Genomic DNA, 25583 nt, shown 5'->3' on the forward strand with positions numbered 1-25583 from the left:
CGACTACTCATACCAGCGCCTCACTTTCCGTCATAGCGCCGAGCCTCAGCGAGGGCCAATCGTCGACGTCGCGGAGGAGCTGCCGATCGTGGGTGGAGAGCAGCACGGCCGCTTGCGTCGCGGCGAGTGCGTCGGTGAGTTCATCGACGAGCGCGATCGACAGGTGGTTGGTGGGCTCGTCGAGCAGGAGCACATGCGGTTTCGTCGCGAGCACCAGCGCCAGGTCGAGGCGGGCACCGGTTCGTCGGCCGTTTCGCCGGGCAACGCAACCGGGTCGCGACCACGACGGACAAACGCAGCTCAACCGGCCACCGACTCCTTGGGACCGCCTATATCCACACGGTCATCGACGACCACTCCCGCGTCGCCTATGCCGAGATCCACGACAACGAGACTGCCGCGACGGCCGTCGGCGTGCTCCTGCGGGCAGTTTCCTGGTTCGCAGACCGAGGCGTCACCGTCCAGCGGGTCCTCTCAGACAACGGCCCCGCCTATAAATCCAAGCTGTGGCACCAGACCTGCGCCGGCCTCAATATCAAGGTGAAGAAGACGCGCCCCTATCGTCCCCAGACAAACGGGAAGATCGAGCGCTTCCACCGCACCCTTGCCAACGGTTGGGCCTTCAGCAGGTTCTATGCAACCGAGTCAGCTCGTCGCAACGCCCTCCCGGCATGGCTGCACGAATACAATCACCACAGGCCCCACACCGCCATCGGAGCCAAGCCACCCATCAGCCGGTTAGCCAACCTGCCTGGGCAGTACACCTAGCGATCGGTCGAAGGGTGCAAGTCGAACCAGCCGCGCGCGACGGCCTAGCAAACGAGAGTTCTCCCTTGGTTGCTAAAGAAGAATTGGTGCCGCTGCGCGAACTCAGCGCCAATGACATCGAGACGGTGCGCTTCGTCGGAAAGCGTGTCAATCGAAACCCTTCGCAACAGGACAACCGATGAGTGCGGAACGAATTAGTACAGAACAGGGCGGGCGCGGTGCCGTCGCACAGCGGCCCGGTTCGCGCAGCGCACGGAGCAGTAGCGCTGGCGACCGTTGCGGGTCGTGTCGACGACGACGACCTCACAGGGCTCCGCAGCACAGCGACGGAGTCTGTGCATGCCGCGTGTAACGAGATGTAGTGACGTACCGACGCAGATCACTGCCCGCAGTGCCGCCGGCAGCGCTTGGTCCTCGTCTCGATAGTGCAGGTGCCACCCCTCCCCATCGTGGTCCGTGAGTCGCGGATAGGCGGTCGCCTCAGCCATCTGAGCGTTCAACAGCTCGGCGCGCGCGTCCGGATATGGCGCGTCGACGACACGCAGCCAGTCATCGATGACACGGCGCGCACGCTCGTAATCCACCGACGTGGCCGGGATCTCTTTTGTCATGCCGAAGTCCCGCGTGCGCGCCACGATTCCCGCGCGGTCATGGGGCCAATCATTGGCGAGCGACGCGGCGAGGAGGACCGCATACTCTCCGTAAGGGTTGAGTTGCATAAGACCATTACATCATCGTAGATACATGACCACAACTCCCGCGTCCATCACTCCGAACCTCCACGCGTCCGATGCCCAGCACGAACACTCGTGGGCGACTGAGTCCCGGCACCGAACCTCTGCCGGCCACCTGGTCTATGTGAGGTGTACAGGGTGCGGTGCCCGCAGAGTCGATCTCCAGGAGCACCGAGATGCCCCACCCGCAGCCCTAACAAGAGTTGTCGGAGCCCCGTCGGAAGTCAGTGAACACGTTGCGATCTTTATGCACAGTGGCCGTCCCTAGAGAACGAATACGAACGAGTTCGAGTCTGACTCTGCGTATGAATACCCAGGGCGCATCGACCGGCGCGGCGAGCAGATGCGCTGCGTCGCCGGAGACTTGATGACGAATCGAAGCCGCGAAAGTAGCGGCAGAAATGCCGCTTGCAAAGATCAATGTCGTGCGGGATCACTATTCGCGCGAAACCAGGCGCGTCGTCGCCGATTCAGTGCAGCCCGCACTCATCGAGAACCTCGGGATCCCCGGTCAGGAGCAGTTCTACGGCCGCGGTATGTTCAATGAGACTCAGATCCCCCGAGCCGCGGGCGCAGATCGATCGCGATGGCGCGCACAGTCGAAGTCCTCGACGCTGTGTCCGGAGTGGTCGTCATCACCGACTGACGGTCAAGGGAGCGGGGCGGGGCCGGCGACTGCTGGCTGCGTCCCTCGCAGCGCCCTGCTCAGGACGTCGCCTGGCTGACGCGCGCGCCGCGGGCGATCGCGCGAAGGTCGTCGATTGTGTGGGCTGACCGGAGACGGCGCTCGGTGGCGTTCGCCGCCGGTGGCGCGTTGGCTCATGCAGCCTCTCCGAGCCCCGCGGGCTCGTTCACGGCGTAGACGGGCCGTTCGCCGCGCAGCACCCGTGCGACATCCTCAAGCGCCTTCGCCTTGGTCTCGGCGAGCGACTCGACGCTGTAGTGCGCGGAGTGCGGCGTGAGGATGACTCGGTCCAGCCCTCGCAGCGGGTGGCAGTCTGGCATCGGAGCGGGCTCGCCGAGCCGAGCGTCGATGCCAGCTCCGGCGAGGTGGTCCGAGGCGATCGCCGCCGCGAGAGCCTCCTCGTCGACGAGGCCGCCGCGCGAGACGTTTACGAGCACGGCGCCGGCGGGCATCCGGGCGATGACTTCGCGGCTGATGATGTGGCGTGTGCTGTCGATCAGGGGCACGTGTAGCGAAAGGATGTCCGAGGTGCCCACGAGCTCATCGAAGCTCACCGGTGCCACGCCCAGAGCGCGCGCGTCGGCTGCCGAGACCGCCGGATCGAAGGCTTGAACGCAGTACCCGATCGCAGCGGCCATGGTTGCGACGCGCCGCCCGATCCGGCCAATTCCGAGCAGGCCGAAGGTCTGATCGTCCGGCCGCCTGGTTCCGACGGCCAGCGCGAGCGAGGCGGACCCGGTCTGGTGCATGGCTTGGTTGAGCAGGAGAATGCGCCGCGAGGCGGACAGTGCGAGGGTGATCGCGTGGACGGCGACCTCGCGGTAGTTGGAGTCCGGCACGTTTGTGACCCAGATTCCCTGCTCGGTCGCGGCGTCGATATCGACGCCATCGAGTCCGATCCCGAACCTCGTGATCGAGCGGCAGCGGGGAAGACCCTCGATCACGCGTCGGCTGAGCGGTTCGGCGAGGGCAATGATGGCATCCGCGTCGCCGGCCACACGGAGGAGATCGTCCTCCGTGGGGGCGTCAACGGTCACGAAGTCGACGTCGAGTCCGGTGAAGACCTGCGCAGCCTCTTCCTGCAGCGGCACTGCGCTATTGCTCAGAACGACCTTCTGGCGCGCCATCAGCGGGTGCCTACCGGCTCGTCGGCCGAGCGGAGGGCCTGGATGTCGTGCCATTCGGTCATTGCGCCACCGATGGTCCAGTTCAAGTCGCCACCGGCGAGGATCAGTCTCGACCCGGAGGCGAGGTATCGCTCGACGTCTGGCAGGGTGAAGCAGAACGCTCCACTGCTCACGCCATGGGCCGCTGCGCTGGTCAGTACGCGGTCGACCGCCGCCCAGTGCTCCTCGGAGCCCATCGGCACACCGAGCGACAGTGCGAGGTCGCCCGGCCCGATGATCACTGCGTCGAGGCCGGGGGTAGTGAGAATCTCGTCCGCGGCTTCGACACCGGCCGTCGACTCGATCTGGATGGTGACGAGGACGCTCGCATTGGTGGCGGCCGAGTAGTCCGGCGAGGCGAGGCTCGCTCCGTAGGCGGCCCCACGGCCGGGTCCGCTTCCGCGCTTGCCCTCAGGGGCATAGCGGGCTCGCTCCACGACCTCGGCTGCTTGAGCGGCGGTCTCGATGCGCGGGACGATGATGCCGGCGGCGCCCGCGTCGAGAACCCGTGAGATGTAATGTCCGACCTCGGGAACGCGCACGATCGCGGGGGTCCGGTGCACGTCGGCAGCGCGCACGAGCTGCTCGAGCTGGGCGATCGTGGTCGCAGAGTGCTCGAGGTCGATGCAGAGCGCCTCGAAGGGGGTCGAGGCGAGGGCTTCGACCACGGTCGGCGAGCTGGAAACGATCGTGGTGCCGATCAGCGGGGCGTCGTGGATGCGGGAGCGGAGACTGTAGCTGGGCATTGGTGAGCTTTCGGTTGGGTGGGGTGGGGTGGGGTGGGCAGGGACAGCAGCGATCAACGGATGCCGAGCCCGCGGTGCGCGGGAACGGAGTCGACCTCGTCGGCGGTGAGGGTGGGGCGCGCGATCAGCATCGCGACGATCGTCATGACCTGGGCGAGCACGATCATCCCGGCCACCAGCCAGGGTTGGCCGCCGAGCGCCAGCACGAGAGCGGTGGCGATCAGGGGGGTCGGTCCGGCGACGAGGGCGCCCTGCAGCTCACGCGAGGAGGTCAGGCCCGACGAGCGGTACTCGGTGCGGAACATGGCCGGGAGGATGATCAGCTGCGCGGCGTTCCCCGCGGCCCAGCCGACGGCCCAGATCAGCACGCTCGCGATGATGATGAGCGGCAGATTGCCGGTCTGCAGGGCCATGAAGTAGGGGAAGGCGAGGATGATTCCGCCGATCGCGCCGACGTACAGCACGATCTTCGCGCCGAACCGATCCGAGAGACGGCCCCAGAGCGGGAGCACAAGGACGCCGATCCCCATCATTACGAGGATCGTCAGCAGCGTTTGGTCTGCGCTCAGCCCGATCTGGCCCGAGAGGTAGCTGATGCCGAAGGCCTGGGCGACGAAGCCCGTCACGTTCAGTCCCGACGGCATCAGGAAGCCGGCGATGAAGTTGCGCGGGCTGGCGCGGAAGGCGTGCCCCATCGCGACCAGAGGGTTCTTTCGGGCTTCGGGCACCAGCCCGGCCTGCCGCTCGCGTTGCACTTTCTCGAACTCCGGCGACTCGCCGACTTTCCGGCGGAGGAGGAGGCCGATGACGGTAAGCACTGCTCCGAACAGGAACGGGACACGCCAACCCCACGCGGTGAAGTCGTCGGGAGTGAGGGCGGCGCTCAGTCCGGTGAACATTAGAAGGGAGAGGATCGCGCCCAGCATCGATCCGACTAGGAGGAAGGAGGAGTGGTACCCCTTCGCCTTTCGCCGGGTGGACTCGTTGACGTAGATCATCGCCGACGCTAGTTCAGCACCGGCCCCGAATCCCTGCATCAGTCGCAGGAGGACGAGCAGTATCGGTGCCCAGATCCCGATCACGGCGAACGGCGGCAGCAGCCCCATGCCGGTCGTCGCGACTCCCATCAGGATGATCGAGAAGATCAGCACCGGCCGCCGCCCCCACCGGTCTCCCGCTGCACCGAGCACGATTCCGCCGATCGGGCGCGCAGCGAACCCGACCGCGAAGGTACCGAAGGTGGCGAGTATGGCCACGGGGCCCGCGCCGGATGGGAAGAACAACGGGGCGATCACGAGGCCGGCGACGAAGGTGTAAAGGCCGTATTCGTACCATTCGATGAAGGTGCCCGCGGTCGCGGCGCCGATCGCTCGGAAGGATCGGGCCTTCGACAACGTTGGGGCCTCCGGTGTGGAGGGTGGGGCGATCTCTTCGTTCAACACAGGAGCTCCTTTGCTCGGGACAATGTCGTCAGGTTATTGCGTACTGTCGACAATCGCAAGTCGGCGGTATCCTAAGTGCATGGCATCACGCGACAGCTTCCAGAAAATTAGTACCGTCTCTCTCACCGACGAGGCCCAGCGTCAGATCCGGGAGCAGATCCTGAGCGGAACCTTCCAACCCGGCGACTCGCTCCCGGATTCGGTGATGGCGGAGCAGATGGGCGTCAGCCGATCCCCGGTTCGCGAAGCCCTGCGATTGCTTGAGCAGGGGGGTCTTGTCGAGAAGGCCACGCACCGTTCCTATCGCGTCCTCTCGATTGATCACTCCGACCTTCCGGAGCTTGCGGCGCTCCGGATCGCAGACGAGGTGCTGGCGGTGCGGATGATTGTTCAGAACAGGACTCCGATCGATTCGCTCCACAGTCACATCGACGAAATGCGGTCGGCTGGCGATGCCGTAGAGTTCGCGATGGCGGACACCGATTTCCATGCCGACACCGTCGCCCTCGCCGGACTGCCCCGGCTGACCAGTCGGTACGGCGCGCTTCGCGATCAGATCCGCCTGGCGCTAAGCGTGACGCTGCCACCAGTTGGCCTAGGCGCCGAACACTTCCTGAGTTCGCACGAAGAGCTTTACCGCCTGCTCGCCGAGGCGCTTGTCCACGGGAATGCTCGTGACGTGATCAGCGCGTGGGAGGGCCATGTCCTCGCCGGGATGTCATCTGCGGGGTTGCTCTCGCCCCTCGTCTGAACGCCTATCCTGCCCGCGCGGGGCGTCCAATCTTCGGGGAATCGAACAGATGCCGATTGGTGCACAATTATTGCGTCTTCTTGACGATAGTCGCGACGAAGCGATACGCTCGAGAACATGCCCAACGCCGGTGTCATCCCTGTCACTATCGTGACAGGGTTTCTGGGGAGCGGTAAGACGACGCTCATCCAGCGCTATTTAGACGACGCGGACTCACACCGGATCGCTGTGGTGGTGAACGAGTTCGGCTCTCTCGGCATCGACGGTTCGCTGCTCGGCGAGGCGGTCGGCCCGGTGATCGAATTGGCCAACGGATGCTTGTGCTGTGAGAGCCGCGGAGATCTGGCCCTTGCGCTGGTCGGCCTGGCCGCCGGCGCATCCTCTCTCGACACGATCATCGTGGAGACCAGCGGGGTGGCCGACCCGCTCGGCGTCGCCGACCTGCTCACCAACCATGTGTTCCCGATCGATCTGGTGCTCGCCGCCGTGGTGACGGTGGTCGACGCCGAGAACTTCGACCTCAACCTCGATCACGCCGAGGCGGCCTTCGCGCAGTTGACCAGCGCAGACCTCTTCGTGATCGGCAAAGCCGACCTCGTCTCGCCCGACACGGTTCGCGCCCTCCGGGAGCGTCTGTCGCGCATCAACCCGGAGGCCGCGGCTGTGACCACCGACGAGGGTCGCGGCGTGAACGACGCGCTCGTGGTATCGCATCCGCATCCCACAGTCTTCTCGGAGTCGCGGGCACCGCACGCCGAGAGCGGCTTCGCCAGCGTGTCGTGGAGCGGGGCGATGCCCCTCGTCGAACGCGAGTTCGTCGACTGGGTGGAATCCCTGTCGACCGCCGTCACGCGGTTCAAGGGCCTAGCCTGGCTCTCGGATCGCTGCCTCGCAGTGCACCGCGTCGGCTCCCGGGTCACCGCGCTTCCCGCACCTCCAAGCGCCCAGCGGGACCTCACGAAGGGGCAGGCGCGTGTCGTGCTGATCGGGCCGCAGTCGCGACGCACTCAGGTCGATGCGGAACTGGACGCCTTCCAGAGCAGACTGAAGGAGATGCGATGAAGGTCGAAGACGGACGTGTGGTGGCGGACACCATCCTGTACAACGGGCGGATCAACACCATCGATGCTGCCGACAGCATCGCCGAGGCCGTCGCGATGAGCGGAGACCGCATCCTCGCCGTCGGCCGCGACGCCGACATCCGACGGTTGGCCGGCGGTTCGACCCGCGAGGTCGACCTGCGCGGGCGCAGCGTCATTCCGGGGCTGATCGACAACCACACCCACCAGCTGATGGCCGGTCTCGACACGGCCGAGGCGGGCGCGAAGGTCAATGTGCAGCTGTGCACGACGATCGACGAGATCAAGGCCCGGATCGCTGATGCGGCTCGGCGGCTCCCGGCCGGTGAGTGGATCACCACCTCGTGCCTGTTCCGCGGCGCCCTCCGAGACGGCCGCTTCCCGAACCGGCACGACCTCGACCAGGTCGCCCCCGACAACCCGGTGTACATCGCCGACGGTGGGCGCAACATCATCGTGAACACTCGCGCCCTGGAGCTGGCCGGCATCAACGCCGAGACGCCCGATCCGGGGTCGGACCCCGAGGTGGCGCAGGGGCACATCGTGCGCGATGAGTCGGGGGTGCCCACGGGCCATCTAATTGTGGGCGCCGGCGATCTCGCGCGCCGCGCCTGGTGGAAACGCCTCGGCCAGCCGATCAAGATGTGGGACTTCCTCGACTTCGACCACGAGACAACTCTGCGGGCGCTTCGAGCGCAGATGCGGGTGCTGAACGCGGCAGGCATCACCGGCACCCGCGACATGGGCGTGGCCCCGCGTGAGATCGACGTCTACCAGGATCTGGTGGCTCGCGGTGAAGCGACGGTGCGCACCGATCTCATCCTCGGGCTACCCGTGCAGTACCTGAACACCGAGCAGATCCTCGAGTCCTTGCATTCCTACATGGGTCCCAAGCAGGGCTTCGGCGACGAGTGGCTGCGCGTCGGCGGGTTGAAGATCGTCGCCCAGAACTATGGCTACTGGAGCATGCAGCCCGAGAAGATCCGCGCCCTGGTCGTCGAAGGCAATCGGCTGGGCTGGTCGTTCGCCATCCACGGCACCCCGGGTGATCTCGGCAACGACATCGAGGTGATCCTGGATGCACTCGAGGAGGCCGATCGCGAGATCCCGCTGTCGGGGAGGCGCTGGTCGTACGAGCACGCCTTCGGGCTGATCCAGCCCGAGTATCAAGAGCGCCTGCGTCGGATGGGGATCACCATCGCGGCGAATCCGCACCTGTCGTACGTCGGGGCGGGTCGGTCGATCGCGATGCAGGGCGCGCTGCAGAGCATCCGCATGGGCGAGCCCGACGACCCGGGACACGCAATCGACGTGACGATCCGAAAGTGGGGTCAGCCGATCCGATCCTGGTTGGCTGCCGGGCTGCTCGTCACGGGCGGTAGCGACTCGCCCGCCGTCGCCTACGACCGCGAGCACCCTTTCCTCGGGCTCTGGGCCACGTTCTCGCAGGAGACCCTCGCCGGAGTGCTGATGCCGGAGGAGACCGTCGACCGCCAGACCGCCTTGCGGATCTGGACGATCAACAACGCGATCGCCACCGGCGAGGAGCACCTGAAGGGCAGCATCGAAGCGGGTAAGCTCGCCGATCTGGCCGTGCTCACCGGCGACCCGCTGACCACCCCCGACGAGGACTTCCTCTCGCTCAGAGTCGAAGAGACAATCGTCGGCGGCCGAACCGTGTACGAGAGAGAGTGAACTGCAGATGAACCTGACGATCCCGGTGGGCGGCACCCCGATGGACGCCGAATTGACCCTGCCCGACGGGGGCGACGCGCTCGCCGCGGTCGTGCTGTGCCCCGGCCTCACGCGCGACATCGCGGGCTTGGCGTTCTTGCGCGATGCCCTGGTGGCGGACGGCCGTGCAGTCCTCGCGATCCGCTACCGCGGCATGGACCTCCTCGACGACGACGAGGACGTGCAGGCCGCCATCGATCAGCTGGCCTCTCACGAGCGCGTCGACGCTTCGCGGATCGCGTTGGTGGGCCATTCCCGCGGTTCGATGGTGAGTCTCCGCATGGCGGCGACGGATGCGCGGGTGGCGGCTGTCGCGGCCATCCACCCCGTCACCGACTTTCTCGGCTATGTGCGGGCATCCCGTGACTACGCGCCCGTGCGCTACGCGGCACTCGTCTCCCGGTTCGGCGACGCCGATCCGTTCGCGGATCCCGCGCCGTACGAGCGGTACGCCGCGTTGAACTACGCCGACCGGATCACCGCTCCCGTGCTTTTGATCGCTGGCACCACGGATCTGCATTCGCCGCTGCACCATTCGCAGCTGATGAACGCCGCACTGATCGCGGCCGGCAACACCGCCACACGCCTGGAAATCATGGAGGGTTCGGGGCACTTCTTTGAGCGTTACTACCTTGATGATTGCCGCAACGAGATCGCAGCGCTGGTCACGGAGTGGCTGGCATCGGCTGTTCCGACGGCCCGATAGCCGGCGACACGGCCCGGTGGCCGGTGACCGATTCGACGAATAGCTCGGCCGCCGGCTGCAGTGTCGCGAACAGTTCGAGGAAGAGCTGCTCGGCGGTGACCCCGCTCCAATCGGCCGAGAGATGCTCGAGCGGGATGCCGGGGTCGAGGTAGGGCAGGCGCCGCCACTCAGTCAAGAGACCAATCTGGGCCGCGAATTGCTCGTCGTCGGGGGGGGAATCGCGCATTCCGCGCGCCACGGCCGACCAGCGCTCCACGAAGTCGCGATACAGCCGGTCGAGGGCGTCGAGATCCCACCACCGGCGAATGGCGGCGGCGGTCGAGCCGCGCGCGACGTGGCCGGCGAGGAAAAGATCGACATACTCGCGCAACCCGTCGCGCTCGAGGGCGCTGTCGAGCTCCGCGAAGATCTGCTCGGTCGCGATCCAGAGACCAGGCGACACCTGGCCGCAGCCTAGCCTGGTGAGGATCGTGCGCAGCTGATGCCGGAGATGCCGCTCGTTCTCCGGGATGGAGAACGAGACGAGCAGCCACGGATCGGCGACGGTCGCGCGTCGGGGGGCGAAGATGCGTGCGTCGCCCTCCCGGAACACGGCCTCGAGTTCGGGGGAGAGCCGATACGCCGCAGATCCGCCCGCCCGGGTGCTGACCAGAACTCCGCGACGCTTCAGTCGCGAGACGGACGAGCGGATGCTGGCGTCCTCGACCCCGAGAGCGTGCAGCAGCGCGATCAGATGCGAGATCTGCAGCGCCTTGCCGTCGAGCCGCGAATAGAGGCCGAAGATCGTCAGGATGTAGTGCTGCTGCCGCTGGGCCGCCGATGGAGTCGCAACGGTCGTCATGCAGAGAGCATACTCAGTGCGCGCCCGCCGGCACGGGCGCCGTGCGCGTGTTCCCCGGATCGGCGGCAACTGCGGCTCCGTCGATCCAGCGACGGTGCACTCCGTCGTCGACCGGATCCACCGCTGTGGCGAGCAGTTCCAGCCGCGGTCGGATCGCATCGGTGCGCGCCGACGGCGGCTTGCGGGAGCCGGCCCGGAAGGGAGCGATCCACTCGGCGCCGGGGCCGCGATAGCCCTGATCGGCGGCGGCGTGCAGGGTCCACTGCGGGTCCCAGAGGTGGGTGCGGCCGAGCGCCACGAGGTCGGCGCGGCCGGCCAGGAGGATGGAGTTGACGTCGTCGTAGGAGGAGACCGCGCCGACCGCGATCACCGTGACCTCGGCGGCGCGGCCGATCCGGTTGCGGATCTTGTCGGCGAACGGGGTCTGGTAGCTCCGGCCGAACGCCGGGCGCTCGGCTTTGGCCACCTGGCCCGACGACACGTCGATGCCCGCGGCGCCGTGGGCGATGAACGCGGACGCGATTTCGACGGCGTCGTCGTCGGTGTTGCCGCCCGGCACCCAGTCGTGCGCCGAGATCCGCACCAGCAGCGGGCGCTCGGCCGGCCAGACCTCGCGCACGGCGTCGAAGACTTCGAGCGGGTAGCGAAGGCGATTCTCCACCCTTCCGCCGTACTCGTCATCGCGCTGGTTGGCGATTGGGGAGAGGAAGGAGGAGAGCAGGTAGCCGTGGGCGGCGTGCACCTCGAGCAGGTCGAAACCGGCTTGGGCGGCGCGCCGGGCCGAGGCTACGAACTGCTCGCGCAGCTCGTCCATGTCGACTCGGGTCAGGGCACGCGGTTCGGGACTCGCCGGGCCGTAGGGGATGGCCGAGGGGCCGACGGTCTCCCAGCCGCCCTCGGGCAGCGGGTCGTCGATGCCCTCCCACATCAGTTTCGTGGAGCCCTTGCGGCCCGAGTGCCCGATCTGGGCGCCGATCTTCGCGGTGGTCGAGCCGTGCACAAAGTCCACAATCCGCTTCCAGGAGTCGGTGTGCACGTCGGTGTAGAGGCCGGTGCAGCCGAGTGTGATCCGGCCTTCCGCGGAGATGCCGATCATCTCGGTCATGACGAGCCCAGCGCCACCCGCCGCCTTGCTGCCGAGGTGCACGAGGTGGAAGTCGCCTGCCACGCCGTCGACGGAGGAGTACATGTCCATCGCCGAGACGACCACGCGGTTCTTGAGGGTGAGTCCACCGATGCGGTGGGGCTGGAACATCGCGGGAGCGGTCGCGGCTTCCGCGGCGGGGCCTGCGAAGTCCTCCAGTACCGTGCCGGCGAATTCGGGGTCGCGCAGCGCGAGGTTGTCAAAGGTGATCCGGCGGCTGCGAGTGAGCAGGTTGAAGGCGAATTGCAGCGACTCCTGGTCGCCGTATTGATCGATGTTCTCGAACCATTCCAGTGAGGCCTGCGCGGCCCGCTGGGTGGAGAGCACCACGGGCTTGCGCTCGGCCTCGTACGCGGTGAGGGCAGAGTCGAGATCCGGATGCTCGTGCAGGCACGCGGCGAGGGCCAGCGCGTCCTCCATGGCGAGTTTCGTGCCTGATCCGATCGAGAAGTGCGCGGTGTGGGCGGCGTCGCCGAGCAACACGATGTTCTGGTGACGCCAGTGCTCGTTCCGTACGGTCGCGAAGTTCAGCCACTTGGAGTTGTTGGTGAGCACCTGAGATCTACCGAGCTCGTTGGCGAAAAGCTCGGCGATGCGGGCGATCGACCGATTGTCGCTGACCCCAGGGGCGAAGGTCTCGGTCTCGCTCCCGTCGAAGCCGGCGCGGCGCCAGACGTCGTCATGCATCTCGATGATGAAGGTGCTCTCAGTGGCGGAGTAGGGGTAGCCGTGGATCTGCATGACGCCGTACGGCGTGTGCTTGACGATGAAGGTGAAAGCCTCGAAGGCGCGGTCCAGGCCCAGCCACATGTATTTCGACTGACGCACGTCGATGCTCGGGCCGAAGCTGTCGGCGTAGCGACCCCGGACGCGAGAGTTGATGCCGTCGGAAGCGATCACCAGATCGTAATCGGCGGCGAGCAGCTCAGTGTCGGGCGCCTCGGTTCGGTAGTTCACGATGACTCCGAGATCTCGCGCTCGTTGCTGGAGCACGAGGAGGAGCCCCTTGCGGCTCATCGCCGCGAAGCCCTGCCCGCCGACCGTGTGGGTGCTGCCATCAAGGGTGATGTCGATATCGGTCCAGCGCGCGAAGCTCTCGCGCATGGCGGCAGCGACCACCGTGTCGGCGTTCTCGATGCCGCCGAGCGTCTCGTCACTGAACACGACGCCGAATCCGAAAGTGTCGTCGGGAGCGTTGCGCTCCCACACGGTCACCTCGTGAGCGGGGTCGAGTTGTTTCATGAGCGCGGCGAAGTACAGGCCGCCCGGGCCTGCTCCGATGATGGCGATCTTCATGTCGTCATGCCTCCTTCGGGGCGTTCGGGGCGGTGGCGGCGAGCTCCGCCGCGATCCACTCCCTGAGGATGAAATGCTGGAGTTTTCCACTGGGGTTGCGTGGGAGTGTTTCCAGGAAGTCGATGCGTCGTGGCACCTTGTAGGTGGCGACGCGCGAATGCACGTGGGCCTGGATCGATTCGCGCGCGGCGTCGTCGGCGGCGACACCGGGACGCAGCACGATGAAGGCATTGACGATGGCGCCCTTTTCCGGGTCGGGGCGCCCGACGACGGCCGACTCGGCGACATCCGGATGCGTGTCGATGACCGCTTCAACCTCGGGCGCTCCGATGTTGTATCCGGCCGCCACGATCATGCTGTCGGAACGGGCGCCGTAGACGAAGTACCCGTCTTCGTCCTGCCGGTAGGTGTCGCCGGTGAGGTTCCAGCCGTTCTTCACATAGTCGGCTTGACGGTCGTCGTCGAGGTAGCGGCATCCGGTCGGGCCGATGATGGCGAGGCGGCCGAGCGTGCCTGCCGGAACCTCGTGGCCGTCGTCGTCGAGGACGGTCGCGCGGTAGCCCGGCACCGGCCTGCCGGTCGCACCCGGACGGATGTCGTCGCCGGCGGCGGAGATGAACACGTGCAGCATCTCGGTGGCGCCGATGCCGTCGATCAGCCGGAGTCCGCTCTGTTGCTCGACTGCCTCGAAGGTCTCCCGGGGGAGGTGCTCGCCGGCCGAGACCCCGATCCGGAGCTTCCGCAGGGCGTCCGCCCGGCCCTCTTTAAGCATCGCCCGGTACCCGGTCGGCGCGGTGTAGAGCACCGTCACACCGTAGGAGTCGATGGCGTCGGCCAGCGCGGTCGGGCCGGAGCGCTCGAGCAGCACGGAGGACGCGCCGAAGCGGAACGGGAAGATGACCAGCCCGCCGAGGCCGAAGGTGAAGGCGAGGGGCGGAGATCCGGCGCAGACATCGTCGGGCTGGATGTGCAGGATGTGATGGGCGAAGGTGTCGGCGATCGCGAGGATGTCGCGATGGAAGTGCATGGTGACCTTCGGCACCCCGGTGGTACCGGATGTCGGTCCGAGCAGCGCCACGTCGTCGGCGGCCGTCTGTACGGCGGCGAAATCGCCGGACTTCTGATCCGCGGCGCGGATGAGCACGTCGTCGTTGCCGCCGAGCACCAGGGTCGGCACGGTCTCCCCGAGGGCAGCCGCGAGATCCTCCGTGAACCGGTGATCTACGATCACGAGGTTGGGTCGGGTCTTGGCGGCAACCTTCGTGAGCTCGGACGAGCGCCACGCCACCATCGTCGTGATCACGATCGCGCCCGCCTTCACGACGGCGAACCATGCGGCGACCGCCCAGGGGTTGTTGGGGATGCGCAGGAGGACGCGGTTGCCCGGCACGATGCCGTAGTTCTCGGTGAGTACCTGGGCTATGCGGTTCGCTTGCTCCTGCAAGCGTCCGTACGTCCAGACGTCTCCGTTCTCCGCGCGGAGCGCGATCCGATGCGGCCCGAACCGGGAGACCGTCTGGTCGAGCAGGGCTTCAGCGGCGTTGAGTCGCTCGGGGTACTGCAGCTCGGGCAGGGTGTGCTCGAGCACGGGCCACGCCTCGGCTGGAGGCAGGTTGTCTCGCGCGAAGGTGTCCACGTGAGCAGAGGGCGTCAGCGTCATCGACGTCGTCCTTTCGTCATCGGAAGGTGCGGGCAAACGGATGTGGGGTCAGGCCGATCCGGGCGCCCGGATCATGCCCTCCTGGGCGACGGAGGCGACCAGGACCCCATCGCGGTCGAAGAAGCGGCCGAAGTTCAGCCCGCGACCGCTCTGCACGCCGCCGACTTCCTGCACGTAGAGCAGCCAGTCGTCGGCGCGGGCGTCGCGGTGGAACCACATCGCGTGGTCGAGGCTCGCGGTGCGGAGGCCCGGTGACGACCAGTGCAACCCGAGCACCCGAAGCGAGGGCTCCAGGATGGTGTAGTCGCAGACGTAAGCGATCGCTGCGCGGTGCAGCGCGGGGTCGTCGGGCAACCGTTCGAAGGCGCGCACCCACACCGCCTGGTAGGGCGTGGCCTCGCCTTCGAGCCGCAGGTAGAGCGGGCCCGGAACGTGCCGGTGGTCGAAGCTCCGGCCGTACGCCCAGTAGGCGGCCGCGTCGTCGTGCGCGTCGCGGAGGTACTCGGCCGAGCTGGGGAGCGATTCCGGCGCCGGTGTTTCCGGGCTGGGCGGGGCATGGGTTGGGCCGTTCTCGGGTACCTGGAACGAGGCGGTGCTGAGGAAGACCGCTTTGTCGTTCTGGAATGCGCGGACCTGCCGGGTGGAGTAGCCGCGGCCGTCTCTCAACAGTTCGACTTCGTAGCGCACCTCGAGGCCCACGTCGACCGGGCGGAGGAAGGTGTTGTGCAGTGAATGCAGCGTCCGGTCCTGCTCGATGGTCGCTGTCGCCGCGACGACAGCCTGGGCGACCATGTCGCCGCCGTACGCCTTCGGCCACGGAACATATTGCGCCTCGGCGGTGAAGGCGCGGTCGAAGACCTGCGCCGGCACCTCGGTGAGCGCGATCGCCCGGCGGAACACCTCCGCGGACTCGGTCATGCGCGGCGGAACCCCTCGAGCACGTTGTCTTCGACCTCCGGCAGGTCGACCACGATGTTGTCCGGGGTGCGCGTGGTCAGCCAGATCAGGTCGTCCGTGACCGACCTGTTGGCCTCGACGTGCGGCATGAACGGCGGCACGAAGACCCAGTCACCCTCGGCCATATCAATCCATTGTGCGTAGTCCTCGCCGAAGTAGATCCGGGCACGGCCGCGCAGGACGTAGCCGCCGGTCTCGGCCTCACCGTGGTGGTGGGGGAGCGAGCGATAGCCCGGCTTATTGGAGACTTGACCGAACCAGATTCTATTCGCCTCCGTGTGCTGCGGACCGACGCCCGTGACGCGGATGCAGTCGCCCGAGGAGAGAGTGCGCGTGTCTTCCTCGCCCGAGCGGGTGACCTGTGGCACCTTGTCCCATCGGAGTTCTTCGGTGGAGATCGAGTGGTCTGCGGTCATGAGTTGTGCCTCTCTTTCGTGAGAATCCGGTTACGGAGTTCGCCGATTCCGGCGATCCGCGTGATGAGTACGTCGCCGTCGGCGAGGTACCGCCGCGGTTCCCGGCCGACGCCCACGCCTCCGGGCGTGCCGGTCAGCACGAGGTCGCCGGGGCCGAGGGCGGTGAAGCCCGAGATGTATGACACGAGGGTCGCTGCGTCGAAGACCATTCGGCCAGTGTCACTGTGCTGCATTAGCTCGTCGCCGACGAGACAGCTAATCTCAGCACCGGCGGCCGGATCGAACTCGTCGGCCGTGACGACGACCGGACCCACCGGAGTGGTGCGGTCAAAGGCCTTGCCCTGGAACCACTGCAAGGTGCGGCTCTGCCAATCGCGCATCGACACGTCGTTCGCGATGGTGTAGCCGAAAATCGCGCCTTGCGCCTCCGTCCGGTCGCCGCTGCGGATCGGAGCGCCGATTACCACGGCCAGCTCCGCCTCCCAGTCGATGGCCGACGATCCGGTGACCAGAATGTCGTCGTCCGGTCCGGTGAGTGTGTCGGCGAACTTCGCGAACAGCGTCGGGAATTCGGGGGTCTCCCTGCCGGTTTCTTCGATGTGATCGGCATAGTTCAGGCCGCAGCACACAATCTTGGCGGGGGCGTGAAGAGGATTGGTGAGCTGCGCATCCTCGGCTGTGATCCTGTCCCCGGAGGTGAGGGCGGCATCGGCCAGTCGCCGCCAGTCGGGGCGCGCGAGCAAGGCGGTGACGTCCGCCGCGGTGGCGATCGTCGCCCAACCTGTGCCATCGAAGACGGCGGCGGCGGTACCGCCGACGTTGGTCCTCATCGCTGCTAGCTGCATCGGGCTCGACCTCCGTACTCCGTTGTCAGGTGTGTAGTGGACCTGAGTATGGCATACTTTTGACGAACGTCACAAGCACGCGATATCAATACGGTGGCGGACAACGGATCTGCGGCATCGCCGTACGGAGAAGGGACACTTATGTCACGCCGAATCATCAACCCACCTGAACTCGTCGAGCCCGTCGGCTTCGCACACGGCGTCGTCGCCGGCTCGACGGTCTACCTCGGCGGTCAGACGGCGATGGACGCCTCGGGTCGGATCGTGCCCGGTGGAATTGTCGAGCAGTTCGAGCGGGCGTTCACCAACGTGCTGATCACATTGCGCGCGGCCGGCGGACAGCCGGAAGACCTGGTTGACGTCACTATCTATCTCACGGATGTCGACGATTACCAGCGCAACGGCAAGGCGATCGGCGCCAAATGGCGCGACCTCGCGGGCACCGAATATCCGGCCATGGCCGGCATCGGCATCACCAAGCTCTGGCAGCCAGAGGCATTGATCGAGATCCAGGGGGTCGCCCATATCTCCGCGCTCTAACCGCTTGCGCGCAGGTGCGGATGGTAGAGTCACGCTACTCTGACGGTCGCCACAAGAGCGATACACCCAACTGCGCTGATGGTCTGCGCCGAAGCGACCGCTGACCACGATCTGAGGAGGTGTTCCGTGGCGCTCAGCGTGCACCAGCTCCACTGCTTCATCGCCGTCGTCGACCACGGCACCGTCACTCGTGCCTCCCAGCACCTCTACATCTCCCAGCCAGCGCTGTCGGCGCAGATCCGTGCACTCGAGGCCATCGTGGGCGTGGCTCTGTTCGAACGGCACGCGAAAGGGATGGCGCTCAGTACCGCGGGCGAGGGCTTCCTGCCGCACGCACGCGCATCGCTGACTGAGCTGGACGCAGCGGTTGCTGCTGCTCGCACCCTGGATCGCGAGGACCAGTCGCCGGTGCGCGTCGGCATCATCATGGGCACGCAGACCGAACTCATCGCGCGCGTGCTCCGCACCTTCCGGAACGACTTCCCCGATAGCCACGTCGAACTCATGGAGTACGCCTTCGACCAGCCTTCGGCGGGGTTGATGCTGCACAAGACAGACGTATCGTTCGTCATCCTGCCGATCCTCTCCGACGGCCTGGGTCTCCTGCCCCTCGGGCGGCCGGGGATCATCGCTGTGCTGCCCGTTGGTCACGCGCTGAGCTCGCGTGGGACCGTGAGGATCGGGGAACTGCTCGACGAACCGTGGGTCGCCACGGACACGCTTGATACGGCGTGCCGCGAATACTGGTCGGCCTCTGCCTACCGGAGCAAGCCGGCGGTCGCGCATCACACTGTGCGCAGCCTTGACAAGTTCGTGCAGCTGGTGGCATCGAACGAGGCGATCGGGATCGCTCCCGCCTGGGTGGCGGATACCTACCGCGGCCATCCGGTCTGTTTCGTGCCAGTCGTCGGCATCGAGCCTCCGACGATCGCCCTCGCCTGGCGTGAGGCCGACGGGGACCGACCGCTCGTACGGCGCCTGCGGGCCGTGGCCGAGCAGGTCTCCTTGGCTGAGGAAATTGTCACGTCGTGAAGACGGTCCGCGGCGAGGCCGTGGAGCAGATGCGCCGTCCACGACATCACCGGCCCTAGGCTCGGAGGCTCTCTACGAGGGCCAGCCGATTCTCCTCGTTGATGCGCGTGCCGAGGATCTGGATGTCGGTCACGTTACCTACCGTGCCGAGGGCTGGGCGCACGAGCGTCTCCGCGCAAACCGGGCGATACGTGCATCCGGTGCACATGCCCCGGAATCCGACCACCACGTTCCCGTCCTCGGCCGCGATCACCTCGACGCCGCCCTTGTGAACGCTCATCACCCGATTGAGTGAGACCACACGGCGGTCGAGGTCTTCGGGGGAGATCTCACTCATGACCCGGCGCCTTGAAACACCGGCTTCGCCGCGAGCTCAGTCTTTTTCGCCTCGACGTCGACGTCGTACAGCCGCGCCATGTTGAGACCCAGGATGAGTTCCTTGTCCTGCCGGGTGATCTGCGGGTAGCCATAGCCCTTGCGCAGGTCCAGCGGGATCTCGAGTTCGATGAAGTCCTTGAGGAAGGGAGCAGGGGCGCCGGTCATCGCGGCCTCGGAACCCCACAGCAGCTTGTGTGCGCCGACCTCCATGAGGAGCCGCCCGAGCTGCTCCTGCACCTGGCGGGGAGCGATCTTGTAGAAGGCCAGAACGCCGGAGAGCGCGAGGTAGACGTTCGGGAACCGCGAGGCGATCGAAACCGCCTCGTCGAAGTATGGCAGGGCGAGGTGGTGGATGACGAAGTTGAGGTCGGGGAAGTCTCGCGCGGGTCGCTGGAGGTCGACGGGGCGCAGCTTCTCGACGTCCCACATCCCAAAAGGCAGACCCTTGTGGAATTGGAGGTTCTTGATCCCCAACTCCCCGGCGTGCTCGTACATCGGGTACGCGAGGTCGCGGTCGTCACAGCTCCACGAGAGGTCGATGTGGGTGTTATAGAACTTGATCGAGCGTGCGCCAAGTTCCTTGACCTGCCGGGTCATCTCTGTCTTCGCCCCGTGCAGACCGTGGTGGATGGGGTCGACGCCGCCCGAGAGCAGCACACGCTCCGGGTAGCGCGCCTTGAAGTCGGCCTGCGCCTGGATCGAGGAGAATGAGTCCTGGAACCAGTCCCAGACCGGCACGGCACACGCCATGGCCATGTCCACCGGTGACTGCACGAACTCGATGTCGAACATCTGCTCCGAAGTGAACTTGGTCTCCCAATCGAAGTCGCCGGTGAACTGGCCCTGCTGCGGTTCATACTTCATCATGTCCATCGCAATAGCCCAACCCTGCAGCATCGGCTCCATTGCACGCATTTCCTTGCGTTGATTTCCGGGCGAGAAGTCGTAGACATGGCAGACGCAGTCGAATACGAACATGTCATCGATCATCGAAACACTCCTTTGTGATCCGGCACCGCACCCTGCGGTCCGACGGCCTCTACACGCGCAAAAGCCCCGCAACTAGGATCGCTCAGCAGCGCTAAGGATCTCCAATACGTATTCCGACACCCCTATACCTCTTTGGTTATGACAAGGCTTTTTCGACTCATCGCAATCGCGAGGTGTAGTCGGGTTCTGAAGCCGTTGGCTGCGGGGAGCGATCTGGCGATGTCGTCCGTCAGGTTGCGAAAGCTGAGCGCGGAGCCGCTGAAGTAGTCGAGGGGTCCGTTGCTACCTGCTCTCGTCCCGTTCGATGTGCCGTGCCGGCCGGGAACCCCAGCAGGTCCTCGGCGCGGCGATTCAGAGTCCGTCCGAGTGCGATCGGCGAGGTCAGCGTCGGTCGGGACGCCGTGGCTGCCTCCGGCCTGTTGAGAACTCTGAACAACTCACAGTGGGTTGATCGCAATATGAGTGATGTAGTTTGCTAACTCTCAGTGGACAAGAAAAGGCCTCCGAGTGATAGGGGCCCTTGTCCTTGCATGGGATTTTGCAGCTGTGGGCGATGCTCCGCACCTCCTAACAGGGAGAGGGATCTGAGGGCCGGCCGCGATCGTTGGGATACGGCAGGGCCGAACCTGAGGTCGGGGCGGCCGAAGCCGTCGAACTTCTGCTGTCAGCGAGTCGCCGCCGCGGCCGGGAAGCACGTCGCCGTTGAGTAGTTCGCCTGCGGCCCGGCCCGATACGGCTCCGATGAAGGTGAGGGAGGGGAGCGTCGCCGAACGCTAAGGGTGGTGTGACTGCGACGGCTAGCGTGAATGATTCTTCGAGGTTCATGGGTTCCTCAACACTTCCTGGTGCGCGTTGGGAGCGCGGAGCCAGTCGCCCCCTCAGCGTCCGGCCGCTGCCCCTGCTTGTTGTTCCTAGAGCTGGACCTCGCCGCCGTCTACGAAGAGTTCGGTACCAGTGATGAAGCTGGCCTGCTCGGAGGCAAGGAACAGCACGACGTTGGCGATTTCGTCGGGGTGCGCGAGTCGTCCCAAGGGGACGTTGCCGGTGAGCATGTCGAGCAGGCCCTTGGCTTGGCTCGGGTCAGGTGCCAGGCCGCTCAGGCCCGGAGTGTTGGTGGGTCCAGGGGCGATCGCGTTGACCCGGATATTGCGACCGGCGAGCTCCGCGGCCCAGGTACGGGTGAACGAACGCAGCGCCGCCTTGGTCGCGGCGTAGACGCCGAAGGCCGGGTTGCCTTTGCTGGCGGCGGTCGAGCCGGTGATAATGACGGATGCGCCGTCCCTGAGCGCGGGAAGTGCCTTCTGCACGGTGAACACTGTGCCGCGGACGTTGGTTCCGAAGGTGGCATCGAAGCCCTCAGGTGTCAGCTCTTCAAGGGTCGCGAACGCGCCACCGCCAGCGTTGACGAACAGAACGTCGAGTCCCTGTCCGCGTTCGGCGATCGCCGCGAACACCAGGTCGAGGTCGTCGAGGTTCGAGACATCGCCGCAAATACCGGTGACGTTTTCACCGAGCGCTGCGACGGCGACATCCAGTTCGACCTGGCGGCGGCCGGTGATGAATACATGTGCGCCCTCCTCGACAAAACGGTGGGCGGTGGCGAGGCCGATGCCCGAGGTTCCGCCAGAAATGAGCGCGGTCTTATTGTCTAGCTGTCCCATGTTGATTACTTTCTTTTGATGTGAATTGTTGGATTTCAGCTGGCCTAAGTAGCCAGACGTCAGGACGCGGTCAGCGACGGGATGATAGGCGCCAACTCCCGCCATTGCGCAAGCGGGATTCCGCTGCCGCCCAGGACGTGTACTGCGACGTGATCGGCTCCAGAGGCGAGGTGCTCACGCAGTCGTTGCTCGATGTCCCCGATGCTGCCCCAGGCGACGAGCGCGTCGATGAGGCGGTCACTGCCCCCGTGGATCAGATCGCTTTCTCCGTAGCCAAGGCGCCGTAGATTGTTCCGGTAAGCGGGTAAGCCGATGAACATGCCCACTCCGGCGCGGGCTGTTGCACGTGCCCGTTCGGGATCGGAGTCCAACACGATGGCTTGATGGGGTGCGATCAGCGGCTCGGGGCCGATCCTGGCTCGTTGGTTGGCGGAGTATTGGGGCGTGACCAGGAACGGGTGGACTCCCGCGGTGCGGTCGGCCGCGAGCGTGACCATCCGGGGGGCCATCGCACCGAGCAGGCGCCGAGCCGCGGGCAGCGGTGTCGCGGCAGCGTCCAGCCCGTCGAGGTAGGCACCCATCGAGTCGATGGGGTTGCCGAAGCTTTGGCCGTGTCGCTTCGCGGAGCTGGGGTCGCTGACCCCGAGCCCGATGACAGTACGTGGACCGTGGACCTCGTCGAGGTGTGCAACGCGACTCGCGACATCGTCGACCGGCTGGCCCCAGATGCCGAGCACGCCGAGGACGATCAAGCTGTGCGGAGCCGCGGACAAAAGCTGGTCTGCGTCGTCAAAGACGCCCTTGCCGTCCAGGCCGGGTATCCACATCGTCCGCAGTCCGAGCTCGTCCAGCTCCGCGGCCGCCTCCCGAACCACTGCCTTGCTCGCGCCGCGAAGTTCCATGCTCCATACGCCCAACGGCCCGAGCCTCTGCGCCAGTTCACGACTTGTCATCTTGCCCACTTTCAGGTTTTGTACCGTACGGTTAACAACTGAACGCTAGCATGCCAAGGACGCCGAGGCAAAATTTCGAACCGATCGGTTCGAAACCGGATATCATGGGGATATCAGAGGCAGGAGAAGGAGGCGTCATGGCTGGCGGACGACCGCGGACGTTTGACCCAGACGCAGCGTTGGACCGTGCGGTGGAGGTGTTCTGGCAACAGGGCTACGAGGGTACGGCCGTCTCGGAGCTGACCGCGGCGATGGGGGTCAACAAGCCGAGCCTGTATGCGGTGTTCGGCACCAAGGCAGAGTTGTTCGAGCAGGTTGTGCAGCGCTACGCCGAACGTGAGCTGGCATATTTCCGCGATGCTCTCGCGCAGCCCACCGCACTCGAGGTGGCCCGCTACTATCTGGAACGCAACGCCGTTGCCCTGACCCGGCCCGAGCGGCCACGAGGGTGTCTCTCCATCCAGGGCGGACTGTCATCCAATCCCGCCAACAGCGCCATACCCCAGTTTCTTGCCAGGAGCCGCCTCACCGGCGAACACGCACTTGCAGACAGGCTCGCTCAGGCCCGCGCCGACGGTGACCTGCCCGCCGACGCCGACCCGGCGGCCTTGGCTCGTTTTGTCATGGTCGTCGCCGAGGGCCAAGCTGTCCACGCTGCCGCAGGTGCCAGCCTAGAAGAGCTGCAAAAGACTGCCGCCATCGCGGTCAATGCTTTCCGTCAAGCCCTCCAGATGGCCAGCTGATCGCGCCGCATGTCTGGCGATCAGTTCCCGTAGCACCGTCCATCCAAGAGGAGATGGAGCATCCGACTGGCGTGCTTTCGCTGGTCCACGTCAGCGAAAGTCACCGCGACCCGCTGAGTGTCATCGGCACGTCGTGGGCCACAATGTCGCGGCGGGTATGTCCGGGCTCCGCCGTGTCGAACTTCTCGAGCGGATCGTGCGGCCGGCCGTCAACGCTCGCGACGGGGCAGCGCCTCCACGGGTAAAGGCGAGGTAGGCGGGATCTTCCCCTTTTATGCCTGTTCTGACTGGCGAGTAGCGCTTCTCGGTAGCGCGAGTCCACGTAGTTGGTAGCGCGGTTCTGCGGAGGTGGTAGCGGCCCGGGCCCGATGCCGGGACCGCCTCGGGGTTATTCCCAGTAGCCGTCGTGGGCGCGGGCTTGGTCGTTGCGGTGCCGGCGCATGTCGATCTGGCCGAGGTTGATGATTCGGGCGTTGTTGGCCAGGCGGTTCACGATCGAGTCCGCCGCGACACGGTCGGGCAGCTCGGCGACCCAGTGCGCGGGTCCCGTCTGCGAGGCGATCATCGTCGGCAGCCGGTGTTCCCTGTTGGCGAGGATCGCGAATAGGTCGCTGGCGGCGTCGCTGTCGATACCGACGGTGAGGAAGTCATCGATGATGAGCAGGTCGATGTTGGAGAGCTCGTTCAACAGCTTCTGGTGCGCGATGCCATCACCGCGGGCGATGACGAGCCGCCGGGCGAGGTCGTCCATCCGGAAGTAGAGAACGGAGTGTTCGCTCTGGCAGGCGCCGATGGCCAGCGCGCAGGCGAGGTAGGTTTTCCCGCCGCCGGTGGGCGAGATGATGAGCAGGTTCGTCGGATCAGTCCGCCAGTCGTGGGCGGCGTAGCGTCGCATCCTGACCGGGGTGATGCCGCGTCCGTCGCGGTAGTCGACTTCAGCGACGGTCGCGCCCGGAATCGGGAACGCGGCCTGGCGGATGAGTTTGTCGACCTTGTTAATGCGCCGCGACTCCAACGCGTCATCGACCGCGGTGAGGAACAACTGTTCCGGGGTGAGGGTGTCGTTGGTTTCGTCCTGGATGAGTTCCTCCAGCCGGGTCGCGACATGCGTCACGCGCAGGGCCCGGAACTTGTCGTAATCGATGCTCGTGAACATCAGTTACCCTCCTCATCGCGGGCATAGTGGGATGCGTCGCGAACATAGACGTCCGGGATGGTGTCGCGGAACACGACGGTGCTGACGCGTTTGCGGGTCGACGCCGCCGGGACCACCCGGCGGGGCTTCTTCGCGTCGGTGTCGATCGCGGCCATCAGACGCTTCAACGTCGAATAAGTCGGGTGGGCGCGGCGGTTGAGAAGGTCCTGGCAGGCCGCCTCGAGTCGTTCCCGGTTGTTGTTCCCGAGGCCGTCGAGGATGTTCTGGCAGGCCAAATAGCCCTGCGCCTCGATCGTCTGCGCGTCGAGGATCTGCTCGATCACCGTGACAGTGGCCGGGCCGACGCTGCGGGCCCGGTCAGTGAACCAGCGCCTCGACCAGAGCCCGTCGATGTTGCGGTGCTGCGGCGGAACATGCTCCGGCAGCGTCGAGTACTGCCCTTTCCGGCCCGTCAACCGCGGGTGTTCGCAGATACTCTCGTGCCCATCGAAGACCGTCACTCGCGATGCCGTCAACCGCACCCGCAGCAACCTGCCCGCCAACGCGAACGGCACGGAATACCGTTGCGTGTCAGCGGTGACATGGTAGTTGCGGGCAGCCTTGAGTTCCTTCCACTCGACGTCCTCGAACCCGGCATCCGGCAACGGGCCGAGCAGCTCGCGCTCTTCGGTCTCGAACCTCTCCCACCGGGTCGTGTCGTCGGCGTGGCGGATGTCGTGGTTGATCTCCCGAACCCGCTCTTCAATTGCGGCGTTCAACTCGCTCAGGGTCGTGAACATGTCGTCCTCGAGGTAACCGATGACGCGCTTATTGACCACGTTCACCGCATTCTCGGCTGCCGCTTTGTCGCGCTTATCCCGAATTCGGGATAAGCGCGACTATCCCGAGGAGTCTGTTATCCCGAGTCCTGCTCTGCGGGCGTGTGCAATGGCGGCCTGAGAGCTGATTTCCTCGGGATAATCGCGGCCCGCCTACGCTGGCTCATCTCTTTCGATTTTCACTGGAGGTGAGCCGGAGATGAGTGTTTCAATAGGCGAGTTAATCGCGCAGGCAGACGCGGCAATGAGTCCGCTCGGCCATGCGCCGTCGACGAGGATGCAGTACCGGTGGGCGTGGTCCCAGTTTGCGAGGTTCTGTTCCCGTGATTCGATCGACGAGTT

General features: G+C 66.0%; 23 protein-coding genes and 2 pseudogenes. 8 read left to right on the forward strand and 17 right to left on the reverse strand.

Annotation, left to right across the window (positions count from 1 at the left end):
• Positions 1-7: 7 nt before the first annotated feature.
• A pseudogene (locus K323_RS25660) lies at positions 8-235 on the reverse strand (P-loop NTPase family protein); the annotation flags it as partial.
• Between K323_RS25660 and K323_RS25665 the strand changes: the two are divergent.
• Positions 220-768: pseudogene (locus K323_RS25665) on the forward strand (integrase core domain-containing protein); the annotation flags it as partial. The pseudogenes K323_RS25660 and K323_RS25665 overlap by 16 nt on opposite strands.
• Before the next feature lie 194 nt (positions 769-962).
• On the opposite strand, the gene K323_RS0111800 reads toward K323_RS25665, so the two are convergent.
• The 4 genes from K323_RS0111800 to K323_RS25680 form a co-directional block, all read right to left on the reverse strand.
• A complete protein-coding gene (locus tag K323_RS0111800; protein ID WP_022885485.1) occupies positions 963-1487 on the reverse strand; it encodes a CGNR zinc finger domain-containing protein in 525 nt (174 codons plus the stop codon).
• Positions 1488-2321: 834 nt separating this feature from the next.
• The gene (locus tag K323_RS25670; RefSeq protein WP_022885487.1) at positions 2322-3314 is read right to left on the reverse strand and encodes a C-terminal binding protein; all 993 of its coding nucleotides are present in this window, start codon (positions 3312-3314) and stop codon (positions 2322-2324) included.
• Entirely contained in the window at positions 3314-4099 is a 786-nt protein-coding gene (locus K323_RS25675) for an HpcH/HpaI aldolase family protein (protein WP_022885488.1), read from the reverse strand. The genes K323_RS25670 and K323_RS25675 overlap by 1 nt, the downstream gene beginning before the upstream one ends.
• A 53-nt stretch (positions 4100-4152) precedes the next feature.
• Positions 4153-5541 carry an MFS transporter gene (locus tag K323_RS25680; RefSeq protein ID WP_169515645.1) on the reverse strand — a complete coding sequence of 463 codons (1389 nt, stop codon included), beginning with the start codon at positions 5539-5541 and terminating at the stop codon, positions 4153-4155.
• Positions 5542-5620: 79 nt separating this feature from the next.
• Here K323_RS25680 and K323_RS28885 point away from each other — a divergent pair, with 79 nt between their 5' ends.
• The 4 genes from K323_RS28885 to K323_RS28895 all read left to right on the forward strand — a co-directional run bounded on the left by K323_RS28885 (position 5621) and on the right by K323_RS28895 (position 9811).
• The gene (locus K323_RS28885) at positions 5621-6292 is read left to right on the forward strand and encodes a GntR family transcriptional regulator (protein WP_169515646.1); all 672 of its coding nucleotides are present in this window, start codon (positions 5621-5623) and stop codon (positions 6290-6292) included.
• Positions 6293-6409: 117 nt separating this feature from the next.
• Positions 6410-7354, forward strand: a complete 945-nt coding sequence (locus tag K323_RS28890) for a CobW family GTP-binding protein (protein WP_022885491.1) — start codon at positions 6410-6412, stop codon at positions 7352-7354.
• The gene (locus K323_RS0111835; protein WP_022885492.1) at positions 7351-9066 is read left to right on the forward strand and encodes an amidohydrolase; all 1716 of its coding nucleotides are present in this window, start codon (positions 7351-7353) and stop codon (positions 9064-9066) included. Before K323_RS28890 ends, K323_RS0111835 begins: the two co-directional genes overlap by 4 nt.
• A 7-nt stretch (positions 9067-9073) precedes the next feature.
• On the forward strand, positions 9074-9811 hold the full coding sequence (locus tag K323_RS28895; RefSeq protein ID WP_022885493.1) for an alpha/beta hydrolase family protein: 738 nt from the start codon (positions 9074-9076) through the stop codon (positions 9809-9811).
• Here K323_RS28895 and K323_RS25700 read toward each other — a convergent pair.
• Genes K323_RS25700 through K323_RS0111870 form a run of 6 tightly spaced genes read right to left on the reverse strand, consistent with a single transcriptional unit; the run spans position 9771 to position 16955 of the window.
• Positions 9771-10652, reverse strand: coding sequence for a PaaX family transcriptional regulator (locus K323_RS25700; protein WP_022885494.1), 882 nt, complete (start codon positions 10650-10652; stop codon positions 9771-9773). The genes K323_RS28895 and K323_RS25700 overlap by 41 nt on opposite strands.
• Before the next feature lie 13 nt (positions 10653-10665).
• Complete coding sequence (locus tag K323_RS25705; protein WP_022885495.1) at positions 10666-13092, reverse strand: bifunctional salicylyl-CoA 5-hydroxylase/oxidoreductase; 2427 nt, start codon at positions 13090-13092, stop codon at positions 10666-10668.
• 4 nt (positions 13093-13096) lie between these two features.
• The gene (locus K323_RS25710; RefSeq protein ID WP_022885496.1) at positions 13097-14752 is read right to left on the reverse strand and encodes an AMP-binding protein; all 1656 of its coding nucleotides are present in this window, start codon (positions 14750-14752) and stop codon (positions 13097-13099) included.
• Positions 14753-14800: 48 nt separating this feature from the next.
• Entirely contained in the window at positions 14801-15670 is an 870-nt protein-coding gene (locus K323_RS0111860; protein WP_022885497.1) for an acyl-CoA thioesterase, read from the reverse strand.
• Entirely contained in the window at positions 15667-16125 is a 459-nt protein-coding gene (locus K323_RS0111865; protein ID WP_022885498.1) for a cupin domain-containing protein, read from the reverse strand. The genes K323_RS0111860 and K323_RS0111865 overlap by 4 nt, the downstream gene beginning before the upstream one ends.
• Positions 16122-16955, reverse strand: a complete 834-nt coding sequence (locus K323_RS0111870; protein ID WP_342663005.1) for a fumarylacetoacetate hydrolase family protein — start codon at positions 16953-16955, stop codon at positions 16122-16124. Before K323_RS0111870 ends, K323_RS0111865 begins: the two co-directional genes overlap by 4 nt.
• 156 nt (positions 16956-17111) lie before the next feature.
• Here K323_RS0111870 and K323_RS0111875 point away from each other — a divergent pair, with 156 nt between their 5' ends.
• Positions 17112-17510 carry a RidA family protein gene (locus tag K323_RS0111875; RefSeq protein WP_022885500.1) on the forward strand — a complete coding sequence of 133 codons (399 nt, stop codon included), beginning with the start codon at positions 17112-17114 and terminating at the stop codon, positions 17508-17510.
• Positions 17511-17636: 126 nt separating this feature from the next.
• Positions 17637-18542: a LysR family transcriptional regulator gene (locus K323_RS0111880; protein WP_022885501.1), complete on the forward strand. Its 906-nt coding sequence runs from the start codon at positions 17637-17639 to the stop codon at positions 18540-18542.
• A gap of 55 nt (positions 18543-18597) precedes the next feature.
• Here K323_RS0111880 and K323_RS25715 read toward each other — a convergent pair whose 3' ends face one another.
• From K323_RS25715 to K323_RS0111900, 4 genes are all read right to left on the reverse strand, one after another.
• Positions 18598-18879 carry a NifU family protein gene (locus K323_RS25715; RefSeq protein ID WP_022885502.1) on the reverse strand — a complete coding sequence of 94 codons (282 nt, stop codon included), beginning with the start codon at positions 18877-18879 and terminating at the stop codon, positions 18598-18600.
• Positions 18876-19910, reverse strand: a complete 1035-nt coding sequence (locus tag K323_RS0111890) for an amidohydrolase family protein (protein WP_022885503.1) — start codon at positions 19908-19910, stop codon at positions 18876-18878. The genes K323_RS25715 and K323_RS0111890 overlap by 4 nt, the downstream gene beginning before the upstream one ends.
• Before the next feature lie 911 nt (positions 19911-20821).
• On the reverse strand, positions 20822-21571 hold the full coding sequence (locus K323_RS0111895; protein WP_022885504.1) for an SDR family NAD(P)-dependent oxidoreductase: 750 nt from the start codon (positions 21569-21571) through the stop codon (positions 20822-20824).
• Between the two features lie 59 nt (positions 21572-21630).
• Positions 21631-22524, reverse strand: a complete 894-nt coding sequence (locus K323_RS0111900; RefSeq protein ID WP_022885505.1) for a TIGR03620 family F420-dependent LLM class oxidoreductase — start codon at positions 22522-22524, stop codon at positions 21631-21633.
• Between the two features lie 137 nt (positions 22525-22661).
• Between K323_RS0111900 and K323_RS0111905 the strand changes: the two genes are divergently transcribed.
• A complete protein-coding gene (locus K323_RS0111905; RefSeq protein ID WP_022885506.1) occupies positions 22662-23267 on the forward strand; it encodes a TetR/AcrR family transcriptional regulator in 606 nt (201 codons plus the stop codon).
• Between the two features lie 388 nt (positions 23268-23655).
• Here the strand turns inward: K323_RS0111905 and K323_RS0111910 are convergent, their stop codons facing one another.
• Both K323_RS0111910 and K323_RS28495 read right to left on the reverse strand, forming a co-directional pair.
• Positions 23656-24423 carry an ATP-binding protein gene (locus K323_RS0111910; RefSeq protein WP_022885507.1) on the reverse strand — a complete coding sequence of 256 codons (768 nt, stop codon included), beginning with the start codon at positions 24421-24423 and terminating at the stop codon, positions 23656-23658.
• Positions 24423-25241, reverse strand: a complete 819-nt coding sequence (locus K323_RS28495; RefSeq protein ID WP_157509415.1) for a Mu transposase domain-containing protein — start codon at positions 25239-25241, stop codon at positions 24423-24425. Before K323_RS28495 ends, K323_RS0111910 begins: the two co-directional genes overlap by 1 nt.
• Between the last annotated feature and the right edge of the window lie 342 nt (positions 25242-25583).

The sequence above is a fragment of the Glaciibacter superstes DSM 21135 genome, from assembly GCF_000421145.1.
Classification (GTDB): domain Bacteria; phylum Actinomycetota; class Actinomycetes; order Actinomycetales; family Microbacteriaceae; genus Cryobacterium; species Cryobacterium superstes.

Excerpts from the sequence above, each read along its gene's own strand:
- K323_RS0111800 (WP_022885485.1), bottom strand. The coding sequence starts at position 1,487 with ATGCAACTCAACCCTTACGGAGAGTATGCGGTCCTCCTCGCCGCGTCG.
- K323_RS25670 (WP_022885487.1), bottom strand. The coding sequence starts at position 3,314 with ATGGCGCGCCAGAAGGTCGTTCTGAGCAATAGCGCAGTGCCGCTGCAG.
- K323_RS25675 (WP_022885488.1), bottom strand. The coding sequence starts at position 4,099 with ATGCCCAGCTACAGTCTCCGCTCCCGCATCCACGACGCCCCGCTGATC.
- K323_RS28885 (WP_169515646.1), top strand. The coding sequence starts at position 5,621 with ATGGCATCACGCGACAGCTTCCAGAAAATTAGTACCGTCTCTCTCACC.
- K323_RS28890 (WP_022885491.1), top strand. The coding sequence starts at position 6,410 with ATGCCCAACGCCGGTGTCATCCCTGTCACTATCGTGACAGGGTTTCTG.
- K323_RS0111835 (WP_022885492.1), top strand. The coding sequence starts at position 7,351 with ATGAAGGTCGAAGACGGACGTGTGGTGGCGGACACCATCCTGTACAAC.
- K323_RS28895 (WP_022885493.1), top strand. The coding sequence starts at position 9,074 with ATGAACCTGACGATCCCGGTGGGCGGCACCCCGATGGACGCCGAATTG.
- K323_RS25700 (WP_022885494.1), bottom strand. The coding sequence starts at position 10,652 with ATGACGACCGTTGCGACTCCATCGGCGGCCCAGCGGCAGCAGCACTAC.
- K323_RS25705 (WP_022885495.1), bottom strand. The coding sequence starts at position 13,092 with ATGAAGATCGCCATCATCGGAGCAGGCCCGGGCGGCCTGTACTTCGCC.
- K323_RS25710 (WP_022885496.1), bottom strand. The coding sequence starts at position 14,752 with ATGACGCTGACGCCCTCTGCTCACGTGGACACCTTCGCGCGAGACAAC.
- K323_RS0111860 (WP_022885497.1), bottom strand. The coding sequence starts at position 15,670 with ATGACCGAGTCCGCGGAGGTGTTCCGCCGGGCGATCGCGCTCACCGAG.
- K323_RS0111865 (WP_022885498.1), bottom strand. The coding sequence starts at position 16,125 with ATGACCGCAGACCACTCGATCTCCACCGAAGAACTCCGATGGGACAAG.
- K323_RS0111870 (WP_342663005.1), bottom strand. The coding sequence starts at position 16,955 with ATGAGGACCAACGTCGGCGGTACCGCCGCCGCCGTCTTCGATGGCACA.
- K323_RS0111875 (WP_022885500.1), top strand. The coding sequence starts at position 17,112 with ATGTCACGCCGAATCATCAACCCACCTGAACTCGTCGAGCCCGTCGGC.
- K323_RS25715 (WP_022885502.1), bottom strand. The coding sequence starts at position 18,879 with ATGAGTGAGATCTCCCCCGAAGACCTCGACCGCCGTGTGGTCTCACTC.
- K323_RS0111890 (WP_022885503.1), bottom strand. The coding sequence starts at position 19,910 with ATGATCGATGACATGTTCGTATTCGACTGCGTCTGCCATGTCTACGAC.
- K323_RS0111895 (WP_022885504.1), bottom strand. The coding sequence starts at position 21,571 with ATGGGACAGCTAGACAATAAGACCGCGCTCATTTCTGGCGGAACCTCG.
- K323_RS0111900 (WP_022885505.1), bottom strand. The coding sequence starts at position 22,524 with ATGACAAGTCGTGAACTGGCGCAGAGGCTCGGGCCGTTGGGCGTATGG.
- K323_RS0111905 (WP_022885506.1), top strand. The coding sequence starts at position 22,662 with ATGGCTGGCGGACGACCGCGGACGTTTGACCCAGACGCAGCGTTGGAC.
- K323_RS0111910 (WP_022885507.1), bottom strand. The coding sequence starts at position 24,423 with ATGTTCACGAGCATCGATTACGACAAGTTCCGGGCCCTGCGCGTGACG.